Below are 16,433 nucleotides of genomic sequence, written 5' to 3' on the forward strand. Positions count from 1 at the left end.
CCTGGCCAAGGATCTTTCCCCCGCCAGGGGGAGGTGGACCACCCCCTCCCCGTCGTACGGTGATCACACGGCAACGTCGGACGAAGGAGGGGGAGTTGCATGGGGGCATTGCGCCTGGGACCGCTGCTGCGCCACGTCGACTGGGACGCGGGCGACTCCGCCACCCTGTGGATCGAGGCGGACCGCCCGTGCACCGCCGAGGTGCGCTGCGCCGACGGCGCCGGCGGGAGCGTCCGCACCTTCCAGATAGCCGGCCACCACTACGCCCTGATCACCGTCACCGGCCTCACCCCGGACTCCACCACGTCCTACGAGGTGCTCCTCGACGGCCTCCGGGTCTGGCCGCTGCCCGACAGCCCGTTCCCCGCGAGCACCATCACCACCCCGCCCGCGGGAAGGCCCGGCTCCGCGACCGCCCCCTCCCTCCGCCTCACCTTCGGCTCCTGCCGCCAGGCCGCCCCGCCGGCCGGCCGGCGCGGACCGCACGGTCCCGACGCGCTCGACACCCTCGCCGCCGACCTGGCCGCCGACCCGGAGGCGGTACGGCCCGATGTACTGCTCCTCCTCGGCGACCAGGTGTACGCGGACCAGCTCTCCCGCTCCACCCGCCAGTGGCTGGCGGCCCGGCGGGACCTCCGCGAGGCCCCCGGCGCCCAGGTCGCGGACTTCGAGGAGTACACCCGGCTCTACTACGAGTCCTGGCTCGATCCGGAGATCCGCTGGCTGCTCTCCACCGTCCCGAGCCTGCACATGTTCGACGACCACGACGTCATCGACGACTGGAACACCAGCGCCGCGTGGCTGGCGGAGATGCGCGCCACCCCGTGGTGGCAGGAGCGGGTCGTCAGCGGCCTCATGTCGTACTGGGTGTACCAGCACCTCGGCAACCTCTCCCCGGCCGAGCTGGCGGCCGATCCCGTGTTCGAGGCGGTCCGGGCGGCCCCCGACGGCACCGACGCGCTACGGGCCTTCGCCACCTCGGCGGACGCCGACCCGGCCGGGGTGCGGTGGAGCTACCGCCGCGACTTCGGCCGGTCCCGGCTGCTGATGGTGGACACCCGGGCCGCCCGGGTGCTCACCGAGGACGCGCGGGCCATGCTCGACCCGGCGGAGCAGCAGTGGCTCCGCGAGAACGCGCTCGCCGGACACGGGGGTTACGACCACCTCCTCATCGGGTCCTCGCTGCCCTGGCTGATGCCGCCGCTCGTGCACGACGCGGAGGTGTGGAATGCCGCGCTGTGCCGCGGGGAGCGGGGCCCGAGGTGGGCCCGGATCGGCGAGGACCTGCGCCGACGGAGCGATCTTGAGCACTGGGCGGCGTTCCCGTCCTCCTTCGCGATGCTGAGCGACCTGATCGAGGAGGTGGGCACGGGACCCCGGGCGCCGGCGACGGTCTGCGTGCTCTCGGGGGACGTGCACCACGCGTACGTGGCCGAACCCCGAATACCCAGCACGGCACAGGTGTTCCAGCTGACCTGTTCCCCGGTCCACAACTCCATCCACACCGCCGTGAAATGGGGCTTCCGGCTGGGCTGGTCCCGGCTGGGCCGCTGGCTGGGGCGGGGCTTCTCCCGGCACGGCCGGACGGGCCGGCCCCCGCTGAGCTGGCGGCGTACGGGCGGGCCGTTCTTCGGCAACCAGCTCATGACGCTGGTTCTGTCGGGGCGCTCCGCGCGGCTGCGCCTGGACCAGGCCCGCAAGGGGCCCCGCCTGGTGACGGTCCTGGACCGAGACCTCACACCTGCGGACTGACGGCCGCCGCACTGACGGCCTCCGCACTGGCAGACACCGGAGCACCGACCCGGGCGTCCGGTCCGTGGACACCCGGCGTACGCTGTTCCGCTGTCAGCCGCCCCTGCCGCTCCCCCGCGACGTCGCGGCGCCTCACGCCGAGGCACGTCAACCGGACTGGGGAGTCCCGTTTTGCTTGAGACTCTGGGCTCGCTGGCTTCGAGCCCGTGGATCTACGCCCTCGTGGCGCTGTCCATCCTGCTCGACGTGTTCCTGCCGGTGCTGCCGAGCGGGGTACTGGTGGTCACCGCCGCTGCCGCCGCGGCGGCGGCCGGGGCGGCGGGCCCCGTGCCCGTGCAGTCCCAGGTCCCGGACATCCTGGCGCTGCTGGTAACAGCCGTCACCGCCTCGGTACTGGGCGACATGGCGGCGTACCGGCTGGCCCGGCGGGGCGGGGCCCGGCTCGACCGGGCCATCGCCCGTTCACGCCGGCTCACCCGGGCCCACGAGCGCCTCGGCACCGCACTCGCCCGCGGCGGCGGCGCCCTGGTCGTGGTGGCCCGCTTCGCCCCGGCCGGCCGCTCGGTGGTCTCCCTGGGCGCGGGCAAGACCCACCGCAAGGTCCGGGAGTTCCTGCCCTGGTCGGTCCTGGCCGCCCTCGCCTGGGCCGGGTACAGCATCGCCCTCGGCTACTTCGGCACCCAGTGGCTGGGCACCACCTGGCTCGGCACCGCGATCTCCCTGATCGCCCTCTTCGCCGCCGGCTCCCTGGCCGCCTTCGTAGTCCGCCGCCCCACCCCCGCCCCGGCCACCTGACCCCACGCCCACCTCCTCGACCAGGTCGCTCAGCATCGCGAAGGAGGACGGGAACACCGCCGCCAGTGTTCAAGCCCGCTCTGCCGCCGCAGGTCCTCGCCGATCCGGGCCCACCTCGGACCCCGCGGCACAGCGCCGCATTCCACGCCCCCGGCCACCCGCCCCACCGCCCAGCAGGACACCTGGCAGGCCGTGGCCCGAGCGGCACGGCTCGCGCTGCCCCATCCGATCAGCCGGGCGCCCCTCGCCGACCCACCGCAGCCGAGCACCGCACGCCGGCCACCCGCCCCTCCATCCCCGACCAGCCCACACCCGCCCCCTCCTGCCAACCCGCACCGGCTGCCCCTTCCCACCAGCCCGCACCACCCCCGCCGGCTACCCCCTCCGGCCAACCCGCCACCACCCCCGACCAGCCACACCCACCCCTCCGCCCCCGACCAGCCCGCACCACCCCCACCGGCTGCCCACACCGCAGCCCCAGCCCGCCACCACCTCTGGCACACGGGCCCTGGCCACCCCCTCCGGCCTCTGGCACACGACCCAGGCCACCCCCGCCGACCCCAGTTCGCGGGCACGACCCAGGCCATCCCCGCCGACCCCAGTTCGCGGGCCGGCCCCCTTCGGCCCCCGGTCACCCCCTCCGGCCCCAGTTCCGGTCCGGCCCGCGCCCCCACCCTCCCCACAACCCCGAGGCAGCCCGCGCACCACCCCCACCCGGCCCCCACGCCTGCCCTCAGCACCCGCCCGGCCCCGCCCGCCACCTTCAGGCCAGTCGGCCCACGCCCGCGACACGCCGCCCCGGGGCCCCGGGCACGGGGACCGCCCCGGACTCCGCCTCCCCTCCCCCTCCCCCCTCCCCCGGGCGGAGCAGTGGCTCACCCGTTCACCCGGCAGCGATCGCCGGGGCCACGCCGGGCTCCTAGCGTCCAGAGAACGGTGCGCACCCGAATCCGCGCCGCGCTGTTCCCGGAGCCCGAGGAGCCCTCTCCATGCCCGCCACCCCCCACGCCCCCGAAACCCCCCACAGCCGCCACCCGTACCGCCCCCTCCCCCGCCTGCTGGCGATCGCCGCCGCGACCCTCGCCTTCACCGCGGCCGCGCCACCGACCCTCGCCCAGGCCCAGCCCTCCGGCAGTGTCTCCCCGACCAACGTCGCCCCCGGAGGCCGGGTCAGCCTCAACGTCACCGGCTGCGGCACCCGCACCGGCAAGGCCACCTCCCGCGCCTTCGGCGACGTCTGGCTGACCCCCGGCAACGCCGAGGCCACCAACCTCTTCGGCGCCGCCACCACTTCCCGGAACATCAGCGCCGGCTCACATCCCGTCACCTTCGAGTGCGGCGGCCCCGGCGGCGAACGCGTCACCGTGGCGCTGAACATCATCCCGGGCGCCGCCCGGGGCGGACTCGGCGGCAGCGTCGACTCCATGAGCCCGGGCCAGATCGCCATCGGCGGCTCCCTCGTGGCCGCCGCACTGGGCGCCGGCGCCTGGATCCTGCGCCGCCGCACGGGCCACGCCTCCTGACCCGACTCCGAGCCCACCCGGAACCCGTACGCCCACCCCCTCCCTCCCCCCTCCCCCTCCCCGACACGGGAGTGGCCGATGGTCCCGCCCCATTCGGGACTTTCCCCACTCCCGACCGGGGGCCCCTCCCGCAAGGCTGAGTCCACGCACCGCTGCCCCTCAAGGAGCCCGCCATGGACCAGAGCCCGCGCCCCGTGATCGCCGCCGTAGACGGCTCCGCCAACGGCAACCGGGCCCTGGAATGGGGCATCTCCCAGGCCCTGATGGCCGGAGTCCCGCTGCGGATCGTGCACGCCCGCCTCTACATGAACAGCATCGGCGCGGCCCTGTCAGGAGCCTTCGTCGAGTCGGGCCTCGACGACGACCCCGTACTGATCCGGGTCCGCGAGGCGCTGGACGGCCGCGCCGGACTTCCCCCGATCGAGTACGCCTCGTACCCCGGCGCCCCGGACCAGGTGCTGCCCAGGCTGGGCGAGGACGCCCAGATGATGGTGCTCGGCTCGCGCGGCCGCGGCGGTTTCGCCAGCCTGCTCCTCGGCTCGAACGGCATCGCCTGCGCCAGCCAGGCCGCCTGCCCCGTGGTGGTCGTCCCGCGCGCCGAGCCGCCGCTGCACGACCCGTACGGGCAGGTCGTACTCGGCCTCAACAGCGCGGCCCCCGACGCCAGCACCACCTACTTCGCCTTCCGCGAGGCGGCCCGGCGCGGGGCCCGGCTCCAGGTGGTCGCCGCGCACGCCTGGCCCGGCCGGACCTTCACCACAGCCGGCGCCATCGGCACGGGCGCGCACGAGGAGACCGCCAACTCCCACGAGGTCGCGGCCCTGGCATCCGTACACCTGCGCCCGTACGCCGAACGGTTCCCGGAGGTGGAGATCGAGCAGCTGTCGGCCCCCGGCGACGCGGCCGGCCACCTGGTCGCCGCTTCCCAGGCCGCGGACCTCCTGGTCATCGGCCGTCACCGCAAGCGCCCGCTCTCCCCGCGCCTGGGCTCCGTCACGAACGCGGTTCTGCTCCACACCGGCTGCCCGGTCGCGGTGGTCCCCCTGGAGGAAGACGCCGTCCCCGTAGCCGCCTGACGGCCCGCCCCCACCCAGCCACCCTCACCCGGCCACGGCCGCCCCCGCCCCCCTGACGTGAAGCCCCTCCAGCAGGTCCCTCGTAGCCTCCGCGACCGCGTCGACGGCAGCATCGAAGACCTCCTGGTTGTGCGCGGCCGGCGCCCGGAAACCGGACACCTTCCGCACGAACTGCAGGGCGGCGGCCCGAATCTCCTCCTCGGTCGCCTTCTCCGGAATCGCAGGCGGACGCAACGTCTTAATCGATCGGCACATACCCCCACTATCCCGCTCCACGAACACCCCGTCACGGAACTGCGGGGCCCGCCCCACGCCCCACTCCCGACGTGAGCACCCCTTGCCCCGTGCCCCTCAGCCGGCCACCGGAGAGGGCGCTCCTTGGTGTCAGATCTCCATGCAAAAGACCCCCCGCCGTGATCGGCGGGGGGTCTTTTCGCTGGTGGGCGCGGACGGTTTCGAACCGCCGACATCTGCTTTGTAAGAGTCGCTATATCCAGGCCCGAAGCAGGGGACCCATGGCCACTGACCAGGGCTTATGCGGCAGGAGCTGAGGCCACGAAGATCGTTTGGGGGATATTTGGGAGATCCGACGCTCGGGACTTCTTGGTCAGACTCACGCGCCCCCACAGCGCCGTCCAGCCCAGGTTACGCATTCCGCGCTCGTAGAGTTCCTCAAGTCCGGCAAGCCGTTCCACCCGCATCGCCGGGGTGGGATGTTGGTACACCCTCTTGATCCCCGGTCGCAGGTGCCCCGCCTGCTCGTACGCCAGGGACGCCTTCACCCCGATCTGATCCTGATACGTATCGTGCGTGTGCCGCAGGTCCCGCATCGTCAGGCCCATCATGACCGGAGACCATGCCGGGCGCGCGGCATGCCCCTTCACGCGCGGCAGTCGGGGTCGTCCGTCTGCCGCCGGCCGAAGCTGCGCGCGGCCGAAGTTCCCGCGCCGCCAGAACTTCCCCTTAGGCGTAGAGAACACGTACGCGTGCGGCCAGTCCGCGAGGTGGTATCGGAGCAGCTGCTCGAGGAAGGGCGGGATGTCGATGTCGCGGGGCCGTGCCTCGTCGTTCTTCGGCGGCTCGAGCTGGAGCACGCCGCCCAGCCTCTCGCCCTCCGGCCCCCGACGGGTGTACTCGGCGAGGGTGCCGACCTGGGAATCAACGCGGATGACCGGGCACTCGAACCACCCGCCGTCGTGGGCCTGGCGCCGACGCAGGAGCGTGTTGTCCCGGTGGAGGGCGGCGCCTTCACCCCAGCCGAGCCCGGTGAAGGCAGTGGTGAGCACGTGGAGGCCGTTGACGGGGCCCATCCGGTCGGCGACGCGGAGCACGACCTCGACGGGGGCCCACTTGTCCTCTTGGCTCTTCTTCGGCCTCGCCGCGGCCGCTGTCGCCTGCGTGCGCCGGCGGCCGTAGAGCGGGTTGACGAGGAGGTGCTGTGCGTCGACGGCGCCGGTCAGGATCGTGGACATCAGGCTTACGCAGTGCCCCCTCGTCACGTCGTCGCACGTGAGGGTCTGCTGCCAAGCGTCCACATCGAACCAGGTGATCGCGTTCAGGGCCACGTGTTCCCATCGAGGGAAAATGTGCCCATCCAGGTTGTTCCAGCGCCGGTCTACAGTGTTGCCTCGCTTGGCCTTGGCCGGCATCCACGTCTTCCTGACGAAGACTCCAAAGTGCTGCCGCTGAAGCTTCGGGTCGATCCAGTTGCCGCGGCGGACGGCGGCCTCCTGCTCGCCGCCGAAGTCGAGAGCTGCCGCCTTCGTGCTGAACCCGGACTCCGTGCCCCAAGTGCCATCAGGCTTCTTGTACTTCGACTTCCAGCTGAACTGCTTCGTCTGCTTGCCGTTGCGGACCTTGAAGACCTTCTCCGCGTACGCCATGAATCCCCCTTGGGGCGCGCGAGGGCCTGCCGCCGGCTCGGGCAAGGAGGCGGCAGGCCCGTTCTCTGTGAGGGTGTGAGGTGTGCGCCGCTACTGCGGCTGCTGTGCGCTCAGTCGCGCTTCCAGCGCGACACGCTGCTGAATGACGACCGTCTCGGGTACGTCGTCACGCGCCCAGAGCACGGGGACTTCGCCGTCTGGGCAGTCGATCACTACAGCCATGCCGTGCGGGATCCACGGAACCCGCTCAACTCGAACTTGAATCCGCACAGCGGACCCCCCGATACCTGCGGGTGACCCCCCGTAACAGGTGCCTCACATACAACCACATTCGGCGGCGCTGGGAGGGGATTCGCGAGGGTTCACACCTTTCTCGCGAGGCCCTAATGCTCTTCGGCGAGGATGCCGCGAAGCCTACGCTGCAGGCGGGTCCAGGCCTGGATATCGCTGGCGACCTCGTCCGGCGCCGAGCTCTCCGGGTCCCGAAAGACCAGCATCACGACCTTCAGACCAGGGCGGACCTCGATCACCGGGTTGTCGAGGAGCTCACTGTGCGCCAGTTCGTATTCGACCATCACCGGTAGACGCATCCGCGCAGCCTGCGACGCGGATCGCTCGTCCGAATCCGCGACCGCGTCCTGAAGGGATCGCGGTTCACCGCCGGCGAGCGCCAGCCCCCCCGACCCCACGGTCCAGCCGAGCGCCCGCTCAACGGGGGCGACGGACGGAGGCATGCGCGTGAACGGCTTCCCCGACTCCAGGCGCTGGAGCGAGGAGAACCCGATGCCGGCCGCCTCCGCGAGGTCGCTCTGCGTCCACCCGCGCACCTTGCGGGCCGCGCGAATGGCCTCGGCGAGACGCTTCCAGTCCTGACTCATGAGGCCATGATGCCTCACTGCGAGGCAACACCGACAGCGCCCCGACCGCTATTGACCAGTAATAACCGGTCCGAGACACCTCATGAGCGTTGCCTCACGACCTGCCATTTGCCACACCCTTCACACCCGAACACCTTGCGAAACCTCGCCAATACCTTGCTGCGAGGCATTTTCAGGCGTAGCGTTCCTCACGTGACACCCCATGGAGCCGCAATCAAGGCTCTCCGTGAGGCACGCGAGCATTCCGTAAGGCACCTCGCGCACCTCACCGAGAGACATCCGAGCACGATCCTTCGTGTTGAACGTGGAGAGCGAGGCGCCAGCGCCGAGACCCTCCACCGGATCGCCGCGGCTCTGGACGTGCCTATCGAGGCCATCACCAGGGAGATGACGTGACGACCATGACCGCCGAGACGATCGGCCCGCCGCTGGTCGCGGCGCTGCAAGAGGCACTGCGAGGTCTGCTTCCCCCGTCGGCCGCGGACGCGGAGCTGAGGCTCTACACCCCGGCTGAAGCGGCTGCCCTACTCGGCGTCACCGAGAACTGGGTCACCGAGCGCGTCAAGAGCAGGCGGGTCCCGTTCACCCTCATCGGCCGCTTCCCGCGCTTCTCCGCCAGTCACATTCGAGCCATCACGGAGATGGGCGAGATCAACCCGACAACACGTCGCCCGAAGCGCCGCGCCTGACCCAAAAAGTTCGGGGCCGCCCGGACGGCTAGGTCCGTGACAGCCCCTCGGCAGTACCCACCACAGACAGAGAGGTACACCGTGAACCACGACACTACCCTTCTCGTCCCCGCGATCGCGGAGCGGACGACGGGCATGACGAACCACGCACACGCCGCTGCGGCGTTCATGGGGCTGACGCAGATGTTCGGGCACCTGCCCGCGCCGTACGTCACGATCCACTCGAACGCCGAGAGTCGTCTCGGTCTCCAGCTGCACTCGCCCGCCGAGTTCGAGGCGTGGCGGACGGCGCTCCTGGTCGCCCCGGACGCGGTCGAGCTGTCGGAGTGCGGCACCGGCCCGTGGCTGTCGGCTGACGCCGTGTTCCAGGGCGTGCCGATCCACCTGACCGGCTTCGGCATCGTGCCGACGGCGGTGGCCGCGTGAACACGAAGAGCATCAGCGGCGCCGCGAAGGTGATCTGCGCCCGGATGGGCAGGCCGAACGCCGTCGGAGCGACGATCGCCGTGGCACTGGACGCGGGTGGCTGGCTGAACACCGAGGACGCGGCCGTCGAGTTGGTCCGGCTGCGCTCGGATCACGTCGAGGACCACGCGCAGTTCGAGGAGTACCGCGATCTCGTCGCCAAGCTGCGGGCCCGGGTGGCCGAGCTGGAGGCCGCGCAGGCTGCCTTCCTCCACCCGTGGATCGAGCGCCTCGACGCGAAGTCCCTCGACAACTTCCTCATCGACCTGACCCGCGCGGCGGACTACGAGCCGATGAGCGGTGCCGCGGCCGAGATTGAGGAGACCGTCCGCCACTGGTGCGAGCTCGTCGCGGAGAAGGCGGCCGAGGAGCCGTACGCGCAGTGCCCGACGTGCCACATGCACACGAACGTCGGCGACCACTCGCACACGGCGCCCGACGAGAACGCGGCGGCTACCCGCTCGGTCGACGCCCAGCTCCCGCTCGTGGCCGCTCTCCTTGCCGATCGGCGGCAGGCAGCGGCCCGGGGCGGCACTCCGTGATCGCCTTACTCGCCCTCGCCGTGCTCTCGCTGGCCCTGCACCTGGCGCAGTACGCGGTCAGCAGGTCGATGGAGCGCCGTACCCCGCCGTCCCTGGCCCCGGTGGCCCTGCCCGCACTCACGTGGCCCGCCAACGCGGGGCGCGGCCGGCACCGCCGGGCCGGGTCGGCCCCGGACGAGTGGGCCGCCTGTCACAGCCTCCGCTGCGCCCACCTCACGATGCCCCACACCCGAACCCCCGCCGGGCTCGTCTGCGACGAGTGCGGCCACACCATCACGGGAGAACTGATGGACGACTACCAGGACTTCGCCGACGAGGTGGAGCACCCGACCCGCGAGGAGGAGAAGGCCGACGAGATCCGCCTCGACCTCGCCGACGAGGAGCGGCACGCCGCGCTGGAGGCACAGGCCGACCCGGGCCGCCCGGACGACGACATGTGCTTCGCCGAGTTCATCGACGGCTCGTACACCAACTGCGGGTGCGAGGACTGCGAGGACCGCGAGGCCCGAGAGGAGGCGGACCGATGATCGGATGGTTCCGTACGACCCGCCGGCTGAGGTCGGAAGTGGCCTATCTGCAGGGGCGGCTGAACGCGGCCGCCGCGGAGCAGCGCGCGCTCGTTGTCCGGCCGGGCCCGCTGCCCGGGGCTGCACCCGTCCCGGTGCCGGCTGTCCGGACCGACACCGCTGATGCTCTCCAGGGCCGGATCACCGCGTTGGAGAAGCTCAAGACCACCGCCGGGGCCCTGCAGCTGACCCGCGAAGTCCGGGTCTGGCGGGAGCGGGCGGCGAACTTCGAGGAGCAGCTCCTGGCGCTGCAGGTCGCCAACGAGGCCGCGGACGTGAACCTGGAGCGCGTCACGGGCCAGCTGGCGGCCGCCACCGCGCAGCTCACCAAGCTGGGGTGGCACGCCGAGCGCAGCGTGGGCCTGTCGTGAGCGACCTTCCCGTGATCGCGTTCTTCGTCGTGCTGGCGACCGGGGTCGTGGTCTGGCTCGTGGCGCTGGTCCTGGCCGTCGTCGGCCTGGCCCGCGGGGCGGTCCGTCTCTGGCAGGCCACCGTGGCCCGGGCGGTCGCCGCCCGCGTCGGGTGAGCAGGCCCGCCCGCCCCTGCGACTCCCTGTACGTGCCTCACGGCTCGCAGCCCGCCCGCCTGTACCCGTGCGGGTGGCGCTGCGACCGGCACACCCCCAACGCGCTGGCCGGGCGGCCGGAGACGCCGCCCGGCCCCGGCGGGCCCGCAGGGTCCTACCTCACCCGCACTAACCCTCCCCCCGTACCCGAACCTTCGGAGGATTCATGTCCGCCCCCACCCCCCTCGACGTAGCCGCCCGCGTCCGCCGGGCGCACGCCGACGGCTTCGGCTCCTCGTTCCGCGGTCGCTTCCAGCAGGGCATCCGGTGCAGCCAGATGCTCCCGCAGACCCGCCTCGTCGCCCTCACGCTGGCCTCGCTCGCCTCGGACAGCGGCGAGATCGACGCCTCCGCGCAGCCCGGGCTGATGGGCCTGGTGGCCGCTACGGGACTGACGCCCGGCCGCGCCGCCGTGAACCTGCGGATCCTCGAGCAGCGCGGCTGGCTGCAACCGCTGCGCGGCAGCCGGTACGAGACCACGGTCTTCACCCTGACGCTCCCGCTGTACCGCAGGACGGCCCTGCGCGAGTAGCTGCCCCCACCCACCCGTACGACGTCGCGAGACAGAGAGGCTCCCGTGCCCGACGAGCAGCAGCCGGACCACGCCAGCGGCGGCGTCCCGCACGCCTACCGCAACGCCCTGTACTGGCGGTGGACGCGGGATCTCCCCAAGCCCCTGCGCGGCGGGTTCCTCACCGTCCTCTACGCCCTGGCGGCGGCCGCCAACACCTCGGGCGTGCTGCGGATGCGGGACGGTAAGCCGATCCGTGTGCAGAGCGTGGCCGCCGCCTCGTGCTCGGATGTCAAGGACGTCCGGCGCTGGCTGGCCGCCGCGGTCGCCGCTGGTGTAGTCGCCACCGAGGAGCCCCCGGGCCCGGGCCGCCCGACCGTGTACGTGCTCATCATCTGCCCGCGTCCCGATTGGATCGCGGCCGTGGCGGCCCTGGAGGCCAAGCGGCGCCGCCGGCCGCAGAAGGAGGCGGCGCCGTGGGCCGAGGAGCCCGCCCCGGAGATGGGGGGACCGGCCCCCCATTCCGAGGGGGCGAATAGGGGGGACCGGCCCCCCAATTCGCTGGAAGGTAAATGGGGGGACCGGCCCCCCTTGGAAATGGGGGGACCGGCCCCCCTTGAAATGGGGGGACCGGCCCCCCAACGTCCCAGGGTTACCCAGGTACTACCCCAGGGAGAGGCCGCTGTTGGTGGTCACCTGACCCTGGGGGTCGCTCCCCCCGGTGGAGACGATCCGCCGGACGCGGATCCGCCGGCGGCCACCGCCCGGCCGACCCTGGCGGTCACCGCCCAGGAGCGGCGCGATGACCGGGCCGCACAGGTCAAGGCGAAAAGCGCCGCCAACGGGGGGCAGATGCCGCTCCTGCTGTCGGTACGCGACCCCGAGCACGTGGCCACCGTCGCCGAGGTCCGCGCGGCCGCCGAGGACGACCCCGAGGCCATCCGGCGGGCGATCTGCACCCTGGGCCGCACCGAGGCCATCCACGTCTACGGCTGGCGCCTGGTCTCCCCACACCTCACCGACGACATCACCGACACCGACACCGCCTGAGAGGGCCACCATGACCATCGACCTCGCCCCCGCCGCCCTGGACCTCGACGAGGAATGGGAGGACGTCGCCCCGTTCGCGGCCGCGCCCGTACCGCCCGCCCTCACGGCCGCCGAGGCACTCGCCGCCCACGGCCACCACGTCCACCTCGTCGCCGACGACGTGCAGTGCCTCACGCACTTCTGCACCGCCCTCCCCGGCGCCTGAGGAGCACCCGATGCCCAGCGACCACGACGTCGCCGCCTGCCCCAGCTGCGGGGAGCGCATCCGGTGGACCACCACCGCCACCGGCCGCCGCCAGGCCGTCAACGCCAACCCCAACCCCGCAGGGAACGCGGCCGTGTACCGCGACGGCGTCGGGACCCTGCGGTCGCGTGGCCTGACCACCGAGCGCCCCAACCCCGAGGCGTACGAGCGGCTGTACATGCCGCACGTCGCGACCTGCCCCGCCCCCCGCCGGCCGCGCTCCCGGCACACGGCGCCCCGGCAGCGGTCCGGGGTCAGGCCGGCGCCCTGGCAGGGGTGGACCCGATGACCACCAGGCCCAGGGTGGCCGTCGCCGAGGCGGTCGGCGCGGTGATCGCCGCGCAGCTGCAGCGGGACCTGGTCCAGCTGCTCGGGCAGCCGCTGCCCGACTCCGTCGCCGCCCTCCTCGGCCGCAACGCAGTCGCCGCGCTGCGGCAGGACGGCTGGCACATCGGTCCCATCCCGCCCACACCCGAACCCACCCCGGCCGACCCCGTAGGGAGCCCCGAATGATCATCAATCTCACCGGCGAGGACATCCGCGTCTACGGGCCGGACGCCCCCGACGTCATCACCGACGACGTCCTCCACACCGGATGCACGGTCATCGCCGCCGAGGCCGAGCTCCCGCCGGCCCACCTGGGCTTCGAATCCGTGGACCTCGACGAGCCCAGAACCACGCTCCACGGCGGCCAGCGCCTGGAGATCCACCTCGTGCGGTACCTCGTCCGGGACCTGCCCGCCTACCGCCCGGGCACGTACCTCCTCGTCGACCCCGCCATCGGCGCGTGCGTCCGGGGCCGTGCCGACCTCCTCGTCCCCCTCGACCAGGTCCACGACGCAACCGGCGCCCCGGTCGGCTACCGCTACCTCGTCAGCCCCTGCTGACCCCCACACGCCCCGCACACCCCCGAGAAAGGGCCGCCATGAAGATCAGCCCGGCCGTCGTGCTGCAGATGACCAGCGACGGGTACAGCGACCAGCAGATCGCCGACCAGCTGCGCACCGACCGCGCGACCGTCACCGGCATCATCGACCTGCACAAGAGCCTCGCCGCCCGCGGGGCGCTCCCGAGCACGCCCCCGGCCAAGGAACGCCCCGGCGTCGCGAAGCTGCTGTCGTGGGCGCAGGGCCACGAGGCCGCGTCCGTACGGCGCAGCGCCGAGCGGGTCCACACGCTCCTCGACGCCCTCCTCGTGCGGCACGAGGCCGAGTCCGAGCTCCTGACGGTCACGATGGAGGTCGTCGAGCTGGAGCAGCGCCTGGCCGAGGCCCGCACCCGGGCGGCCGCGCTCAAGCCCGGCGCCCGCCCGGCCCGCCCCACAGTCAAGCGCACGTACGACCCGGCCGTGGTCCGCGCCTGGGCCCGGCAGGCCGGAATCGCCTGCGCCCCCGCCGGCGTCGTCCCCAAGGCCGTCGTGGAGGCCTGGGAGCAGCGCGAGCGGCCGGCCGCGCCGTGAACATCCCGCCGAGCACGCTGCGGGTCCTGGCCGCGGCCATCGAGGACTACCGCACGGTGACCCCGCCCGACGAGGCCACCCCGGCCGCCCTCGCGGAGTACATCGCCATGTACCTCGTCGCCAGCAACCTGACGATCCGCCCCCACACCAACGCCTGAAGGAGGACCTGTGTCCCTCGCCACCGTCAGCCGCTCCCGGCCGCACGCCGACACCGAGCCCGCCGGCCACTGGGCGGAGCTCGCACGCTGCAAGAACCGCCTGGCCGAGTTCGAGGCCAGCGAGGACGCCGCCCGCTCGATCTGCATGGCCTGCCCCGTCCGCATCCAGTGCCTGGCCGATGCGCTCGACGAGGAGGGCCAGGCCACCGCCGGCTACCGCGACGGCATCCGCGGCGGCCTGGACCCCCGCGAGCGGGCCGCCCTGGCCCGCGGCGAGCAGCCCGTGCCCGACGACACCCCGGGCAACCGGGAAGAGGCCGAGAAGTTCCTGAGGGCCGCGACGCTCTGCGACCGCCTCGTCACGGAGATGCGCCGCAAGATGGGACTGCCCGTCGTCGCCGACCCCCAGAAGACCCCGCTCAAGCCGCTCACACTGCAGGAGCGCTTCGACCGGCGTACCCAGCCCGGAGACGACGGGCATCTACTATGGACCGGCCTGCCCGGCCTCATGACGGCCGGCCGCACGACCAGCGGCGTGATCGTCGCCTTCGAACTCGGCTACGGAAGGCCGCCCGAGGGCCAAGCCCGGGCCACCTGCGGGCAGGCCAGATGCGTCGCCTGGCAGCACCTGGCCGACCGCTCGATGCGCGAGGCCCTCGCCGCGGCCGCCCCGGCGACACAGCGGTGAGCCCTCACACCTCCATGTCGCCTGCGGGGCCCGCCCGGCCCCGCATCGGCTCCCTCTGCACCGGCTACGGCGGCCTCGACGCCGCGGTCCACGCCGTGTTCGGCGGCACCACCGCCTGGGTGTCCGACATCGACCCGGGCGCCTCCCGAATCCTCAAGCACCGCATGCCCGACGTCCCCAACCTGGGCGACCTCACCACGACCGACTGGGCCACCGTGGAACCCGTCGACATCGTGTGCGGCGGCTACCCCTGCCAGCCCTTCTCGCTCGCCGGGAACCTGAAAGGAACCGCAGATGAACGGCACATCTGGCCGGACATTGCCCGTGCCCTTGGGGTTCTACGACCCCGAATCGCGATCTTTGAGAACGTCGCAAACCACCTGCGACTCGGGTTCGATACCGTCCTCGCCGACCTTGCCAGCCTCGGGCTCGATGTTGAGTGGTGCGTTGTACGCGCGGACGAGGTCGGCGCTCCCCACCAGCGGCGCCGGCTCATCATCTACGCCAGCTCTCCCGACGCCACGGGCCAGGGACGCCCGGGGCAAGGGGTTCGAGGACGCGTTGCCGAACGTGGTGCAGCTGCTGCCGACGCCCCGAACCTCAGACAGGAACGGGCCGGGAGCACGCGGGGACGGTGGGCCGGATCTGCGGACGGTGGTCACCTTGCTGCCGACGCCGACGGCCACGCCCTACGGCAACAATCAGTCCCCCAGTCCGGGCTCGGCAGTACGGCCGTCGCTGCACTCACTGGCCCCGGCTCTGCTGCCAACCCCAAGGGCGTCGGACGGGGAGAAGGGGGGCCCGAATCAGCGAGGCAGCAAGGGCGACTTGGCGCTCCCATCGGCTGTGGTGCAGCTGCTCCCGACGCCGACCGTCGCGGACTCCCGCGGGACCCGGAACATCACAGCCGGCCGGAACACGGACAACCCGAACGTGAGCCTCGGCTGGACGCTCACGGACGCCACCTACAGCGGCCGGATTGGGGCCGGTTCGCCCCCGCCGTCCGACGTTGGGAGGCCGCTACCGGGCGAACAGCTCCCGGGGCAACTGACGATCGAAATCGGCTGAGCCCGCTCTTCGTCGAGTGGCTGATGGGTCTGGAAGCCGGATGGGTCACCGACGTTCCCGACCTCTCCCGGACTCAGCAGCTGCACGCGCTCGGCAACGGAGTTGTTCCGCAGCAGGCCGAGGCCGCCATACGACTGCTCAGAGACAGGGCCACCAACGGCACTGCACACGCGTGGGTGCACCCGTGAGCGCCTCGATCACCCTGCGGTGCAACACGGTCTGGTGCGAGAGCGCGTGCACCGGAGCGATCACGACCTACTGCAGCAGCATCGCCGAGGCGCGCGCGGCCGCCGGCGCCCAAGGCTGGCGCTCGCACCCGTCCGACGTCGACTACTGCCCGGGCTGCTCCGGGACCAGGAGCCCCGGCGCCAAAGCCGCCGTCCGGCGGCTGCTCCCACGACCGCCCCGCCAGAGGAAGTCGCGTCCGTGAAAGCCCTCGCACTCCTCGCCGTGTGGACCGCGGCCAGTTTCTTCGCGTTCCTCGTCCTCGCCCGCATCGGCTACAACCTCAAGCGCCACCT

The 16,433-nt window shown here is 72.6% G+C and carries 25 protein-coding genes and 1 pseudogene; 23 read left to right on the forward strand and 3 right to left on the reverse strand.

Going from position 1 to position 16,433, the window contains the following annotated elements:
* Positions 1-99: 99 nt before the first annotated feature.
* From NLX94_RS25240 to NLX94_RS25255, 4 genes are all read left to right on the forward strand, one after another.
* The gene (locus tag NLX94_RS25240; protein WP_254385328.1) at positions 100-1,752 is read left to right on the forward strand and encodes an alkaline phosphatase D family protein; all 1,653 of its coding nucleotides are present in this window, start codon (positions 100-102) and stop codon (positions 1,750-1,752) included.
* 171 nt (positions 1,753-1,923) lie between these two features.
* A complete protein-coding gene (locus NLX94_RS25245) occupies positions 1,924-2,547 on the forward strand; it encodes a DedA family protein (protein ID WP_254385329.1) in 624 nt (207 codons plus the stop codon).
* A gap of 989 nt (positions 2,548-3,536) precedes the next feature.
* Positions 3,537-4,070, forward strand: coding sequence for a hypothetical protein (locus tag NLX94_RS39070; protein ID WP_302170435.1), 534 nt, complete (start codon positions 3,537-3,539; stop codon positions 4,068-4,070).
* A gap of 173 nt (positions 4,071-4,243) precedes the next feature.
* Positions 4,244-5,146 (forward strand): universal stress protein, encoded by a 903-nt coding sequence (locus NLX94_RS25255; RefSeq protein WP_254385330.1) that lies wholly within the window; start codon positions 4,244-4,246, stop codon positions 5,144-5,146.
* Between the two features lie 24 nt (positions 5,147-5,170).
* On the opposite strand, the gene NLX94_RS25260 is transcribed toward NLX94_RS25255, so the two are convergent.
* The 3 genes from NLX94_RS25260 to NLX94_RS25270 form a co-directional block, all read right to left on the reverse strand.
* Complete coding sequence (locus NLX94_RS25260; RefSeq protein ID WP_254385331.1) at positions 5,171-5,401, reverse strand: DUF2277 domain-containing protein; 231 nt, start codon at positions 5,399-5,401, stop codon at positions 5,171-5,173.
* A gap of 278 nt (positions 5,402-5,679) precedes the next feature.
* Positions 5,680-7,029, reverse strand: a complete 1,350-nt coding sequence (locus NLX94_RS25265) for a hypothetical protein (protein ID WP_254385332.1) — start codon at positions 7,027-7,029, stop codon at positions 5,680-5,682.
* Positions 7,030-7,412: 383 nt separating this feature from the next.
* A complete protein-coding gene (locus NLX94_RS25270; protein ID WP_254385333.1) occupies positions 7,413-7,907 on the reverse strand; it encodes a helix-turn-helix domain-containing protein in 495 nt (164 codons plus the stop codon).
* 9 nt (positions 7,908-7,916) lie between these two features.
* On the opposite strand from NLX94_RS25270, the gene NLX94_RS39645 reads away from it, so the two are divergent.
* From NLX94_RS39645 to NLX94_RS25355, 19 genes and pseudogenes are all read left to right on the forward strand, one after another.
* Positions 7,917-8,303 (forward strand): helix-turn-helix domain-containing protein, encoded by a 387-nt coding sequence (locus NLX94_RS39645; protein WP_374684023.1) that lies wholly within the window; start codon positions 7,917-7,919, stop codon positions 8,301-8,303.
* Positions 8,300-8,596 (forward strand): helix-turn-helix domain-containing protein, encoded by a 297-nt coding sequence (locus tag NLX94_RS25275; protein ID WP_254385334.1) that lies wholly within the window; start codon positions 8,300-8,302, stop codon positions 8,594-8,596. The genes NLX94_RS39645 and NLX94_RS25275 overlap by 4 nt, the downstream gene beginning before the upstream one ends.
* An 81-nt stretch (positions 8,597-8,677) precedes the next feature.
* Positions 8,678-9,022 carry a hypothetical protein gene (locus tag NLX94_RS25280; RefSeq protein WP_254385335.1) on the forward strand — a complete coding sequence of 115 codons (345 nt, stop codon included), beginning with the start codon at positions 8,678-8,680 and terminating at the stop codon, positions 9,020-9,022.
* The gene (locus NLX94_RS25285; RefSeq protein ID WP_254385336.1) at positions 9,019-9,603 is read left to right on the forward strand and encodes a hypothetical protein; all 585 of its coding nucleotides are present in this window, start codon (positions 9,019-9,021) and stop codon (positions 9,601-9,603) included. Before NLX94_RS25280 ends, NLX94_RS25285 begins: the two co-directional genes overlap by 4 nt.
* Positions 9,600-10,130: a hypothetical protein gene (locus NLX94_RS25290; RefSeq protein WP_254385337.1), complete on the forward strand. Its 531-nt coding sequence runs from the start codon at positions 9,600-9,602 to the stop codon at positions 10,128-10,130. The genes NLX94_RS25285 and NLX94_RS25290 overlap by 4 nt, the downstream gene beginning before the upstream one ends.
* The gene (locus NLX94_RS25295) at positions 10,127-10,540 is read left to right on the forward strand and encodes a hypothetical protein (protein WP_254385338.1); all 414 of its coding nucleotides are present in this window, start codon (positions 10,127-10,129) and stop codon (positions 10,538-10,540) included. The genes NLX94_RS25290 and NLX94_RS25295 overlap by 4 nt, the downstream gene beginning before the upstream one ends.
* Positions 10,537-10,695, forward strand: a complete 159-nt coding sequence (locus tag NLX94_RS25300) for a hypothetical protein (RefSeq protein ID WP_254385339.1) — start codon at positions 10,537-10,539, stop codon at positions 10,693-10,695. Before NLX94_RS25295 ends, NLX94_RS25300 begins: the two co-directional genes overlap by 4 nt.
* 205 nt (positions 10,696-10,900) lie before the next feature.
* Positions 10,901-11,266 carry a hypothetical protein gene (locus NLX94_RS25305; RefSeq protein ID WP_254385340.1) on the forward strand — a complete coding sequence of 122 codons (366 nt, stop codon included), beginning with the start codon at positions 10,901-10,903 and terminating at the stop codon, positions 11,264-11,266.
* 45 nt (positions 11,267-11,311) lie between these two features.
* Positions 11,312-12,295, forward strand: coding sequence for a hypothetical protein (locus tag NLX94_RS25310; protein ID WP_254385341.1), 984 nt, complete (start codon positions 11,312-11,314; stop codon positions 12,293-12,295).
* 10 nt (positions 12,296-12,305) lie between these two features.
* Complete coding sequence (locus NLX94_RS25315; protein WP_254385342.1) at positions 12,306-12,500, forward strand: hypothetical protein; 195 nt, start codon at positions 12,306-12,308, stop codon at positions 12,498-12,500.
* A 10-nt stretch (positions 12,501-12,510) separates the two neighbouring features.
* Positions 12,511-12,828 carry a hypothetical protein gene (locus NLX94_RS25320; protein ID WP_254385344.1) on the forward strand — a complete coding sequence of 106 codons (318 nt, stop codon included), beginning with the start codon at positions 12,511-12,513 and terminating at the stop codon, positions 12,826-12,828.
* A complete protein-coding gene (locus NLX94_RS25325) occupies positions 12,825-13,052 on the forward strand; it encodes a hypothetical protein (protein WP_254385346.1) in 228 nt (75 codons plus the stop codon). Before NLX94_RS25320 ends, NLX94_RS25325 begins: the two co-directional genes overlap by 4 nt.
* Positions 13,049-13,426: a hypothetical protein gene (locus NLX94_RS25330; protein WP_254385347.1), complete on the forward strand. Its 378-nt coding sequence runs from the start codon at positions 13,049-13,051 to the stop codon at positions 13,424-13,426. Before NLX94_RS25325 ends, NLX94_RS25330 begins: the two co-directional genes overlap by 4 nt.
* Positions 13,427-13,464: 38 nt before the next feature.
* Entirely contained in the window at positions 13,465-13,998 is a 534-nt protein-coding gene (locus tag NLX94_RS25335; protein WP_254385349.1) for a hypothetical protein, read from the forward strand.
* Positions 13,995-14,156 (forward strand): hypothetical protein, encoded by a 162-nt coding sequence (locus NLX94_RS25340; RefSeq protein WP_254385351.1) that lies wholly within the window; start codon positions 13,995-13,997, stop codon positions 14,154-14,156. Before NLX94_RS25335 ends, NLX94_RS25340 begins: the two co-directional genes overlap by 4 nt.
* A gap of 10 nt (positions 14,157-14,166) precedes the next feature.
* Complete coding sequence (locus NLX94_RS25345) at positions 14,167-14,844, forward strand: WhiB family transcriptional regulator (RefSeq protein ID WP_254385354.1); 678 nt, start codon at positions 14,167-14,169, stop codon at positions 14,842-14,844.
* 14 nt (positions 14,845-14,858) lie between these two features.
* Positions 14,859-15,302, forward strand: a pseudogene (locus NLX94_RS39430) (DNA cytosine methyltransferase); the annotation flags it as partial.
* Between the two features lie 633 nt (positions 15,303-15,935).
* Positions 15,936-16,100 (forward strand): hypothetical protein, encoded by a 165-nt coding sequence (locus tag NLX94_RS39435; RefSeq protein WP_308402533.1) that lies wholly within the window; start codon positions 15,936-15,938, stop codon positions 16,098-16,100.
* The gene (locus tag NLX94_RS25355; protein WP_254385356.1) at positions 16,097-16,342 is read left to right on the forward strand and encodes a hypothetical protein; all 246 of its coding nucleotides are present in this window, start codon (positions 16,097-16,099) and stop codon (positions 16,340-16,342) included. Before NLX94_RS39435 ends, NLX94_RS25355 begins: the two co-directional genes overlap by 4 nt.
* The last annotated feature ends 91 nt before the right edge of the window (positions 16,343-16,433 follow it).

Origin of the sequence: Streptomyces sp. TBY4 (assembly GCF_024213195.1) — a bacterium.
Lineage (GTDB): Bacteria > Actinomycetota > Actinomycetes > Streptomycetales > Streptomycetaceae > Streptomyces.